Here is a 2,402-nt window from a genome sequence, read left to right as displayed (position 1 = left end):
GCTCGTCTCGGGCCTGCGCCACAACTTCCAGGAGATATGCGCCGAGCGCCTGAAGGAGGTCGGGCTCTCGCAGGGGCTCGTGTACTTCGTGCTCTACGTCGGCGCGCACGAGGGCTGCACCCAGACCGAGATGAACAACGCCCTGCGCGTCGACGTGGGTTACTCGACGCGCTCGGTGTCCAAGCTCGTCGAGGCGGGCGTCATCGAGCGTGCGCCGAACCCCGCGGACGGGCGCTCGAACCTCCTGCACCTCACCCAGAAGGGCAAGGAGGTCTCTGCGTTCGTCGAGGAGTTGGTGACCGAGTGGGACGAGGAGGCGCTCTCGTGCCTCGATCCTGCAGAGAAATCGCAGCTCGTCGACCTACTCGGACGCGTGGTCTTCTCGATGGGGGCGCAGCGCGAGTACGGGAACTAGCCGAATTCGTCAGATATATTAGTAAGAGCGCGGCTGGCGGGGTAATCGATTCCGTCAGCCGTTTCTTTTGTTCCAAAAGCCATTTAGGTCGCCAAATACTACCGTTCACCAACTAAATCCCTCCATTTAGCTATCTGATATATCACAGGACCTTCAAATCCAGTCAGTATTCAATTGCTGGTATATCAGTTACCACATGGAAGGGAGCTCACATGAGCGAAGAAAAAGAGGCACGGAAGGTCGTGAGAGCCGGTCTGTACAGGGGACTCACCGCGGTATGCGCGTTCACCCTGTCACTCTCGATGGGCGCGGGAACGCTGCTTGAGGGGTACCGCTCCACGATTGACTCCAACCTCGGCACCACCAGCGAGAAGTTCGTCTCGACCTCCACGGCCGACGAGCCCCTCTACGAGAACTACAAGCCCTCCTCCGACGTCCTCAACGCGGACGGGACGGGCAACTCTCGCGCCCTGATCCAGAAGGGCATCGACCTCGGTCGTAAGCAGGAGGCCGAGGGCGCCGTCCTGCTGAAGAACAACACCTCCGACGGCCGCGGCCTGCCGCTGCAGTCCGGCGAGAACGTCTCGCTGTTCGGCATCCGCAGCCACACGATGCTGCTCGGCTCCGGCATGGGCACCAAGGTCATGGGCCCCTGCATCAGCCTCGAGCAGGCTCTCTCGCAGAACAAGACCGACTTCTAGGACACCATCGCGCGTTCCGTGAAGATGCAGATGGGCAAGGCCGGCGGCGACGACCGCGGCATCAGCTTCACCCCGCCGCAGTCCACCATGCCCGGCGGCTGGTCGGGCGACGAGTTCGACTTCGAGGGCGCGGGCCTGAACATCAATCCGACGCTCGTTAGCGCCTACACCTCGCTCAACGAGACCTATAACCACGCCGAGAACGAGGTCGCGACGCCCGACTACGACCCGAAGGAGCCGAGCCGCTCCGAGGTCGAGCAGGCCGCCGGCGGCGACCTCGCGTCGAGCTGCTCGCAGTACGGCGACGCCGCCATCGTGACCATCAGCCGCGCCTCCGCCGAGGCCAACGACTTCCTGCCCGGCTCCGTCGCCGACGGCATCGGCGCCTCGGACCCGCTCGAGCTCACCGACAACGAGCGCGAGGCCATCAAGATGGCCGAGGAGTGCTCCAAGAACGTCGTCGTCCTCGTGAACACCGACACCCCGGTCCAGATCCAGGAGCTCGCCGACGACCCGAACGTCTCGGCCATCCTGTGGGTCGGCCACCCCGGCGCCTACGGCACCCTGGGTATCGCCGACCTCCTCGTCGGCCGCGCGAACCCCTCCGGCTCGCTGTCCGACACCTACGCCGTGAACGAGAACTCCGCGCCGTCCGCGAAGAACATGGGCGACTTCACCTATGCCAACAAGGACGTCCTCACCCGCTCCGCCGGCCAGTTCGGCGACACCTCGAGCAAGTACGTGATCGAGGCCGAGGGCATCTACACCGGCTACAAGTACTACGAGACCCGTTACTACGACGCCGCGCTCGGCCAGGGCAACGCAACCTCCGAGGCGGGCGCGACCGCCGGCGAGGGCGCCTGGAACTACGACGACGAGGTCACCTACAGCTTCGGCTACGGACTCAGCTACACCACCTTCAAGCAGGAGCTCATGGGTGAGCCCGAGTTCAGCGTCACCAAGGGCAAGAACGGCGAGACCGAGGCCTACGCGACCTTCAAGGTCAACGTGACCAACACCGGCGACGTGGCCGGCAAGTCCGCGGTCCAGGTCTACGGCCAGGCCCCCTACACCGCCGGCGGCGTCGAGAAGCCCGCGGTTCAGCTCCTCGGCTTCGGCAAGACCTCCGAGCTCGCCCCCGGCGCCTCCGAGGAGGTCGACGTCAAGGTCGACCTGCAGTACATCGCCTCCTACGACTCCGAGCACGACAACGGCGACGGTACCAAGGGCACCTACATCCTCGACCCCGGCAGCTACTACTTCGCCATCGGCAACGGCGCCCACGA

The 2,402-nt window shown here is 64.7% G+C and carries 3 protein-coding genes; all 3 read left to right on the top strand.

What is annotated here, in order from left to right:
• Positions 1-415: bilirubin utilization transcriptional regulator BilQ (gene bilQ, locus ACT84W_RS06210; protein WP_444328586.1), on the top strand; the 415-nt coding region annotated here is incomplete at its 5' end.
• Between the two features lie 212 nt (positions 416-627).
• Entirely contained in the window at positions 628-1,116 is a 489-nt protein-coding gene (locus tag ACT84W_RS06205; protein WP_444328585.1) for a hypothetical protein, read from the top strand.
• 24 nt (positions 1,117-1,140) lie between these two features.
• Positions 1,141-2,402: glycoside hydrolase family 3 C-terminal domain-containing protein (locus ACT84W_RS06200; RefSeq protein WP_444328587.1), on the top strand; the 1,262-nt coding region annotated here is incomplete at its 3' end.

Origin of the sequence: Paratractidigestivibacter sp., from assembly GCF_052362415.1 — a bacterium.
Lineage (GTDB): Bacteria > Actinomycetota > Coriobacteriia > Coriobacteriales > Atopobiaceae > Paratractidigestivibacter.
This window is presented reverse-complemented; position numbering and strand designations above follow the sequence as displayed.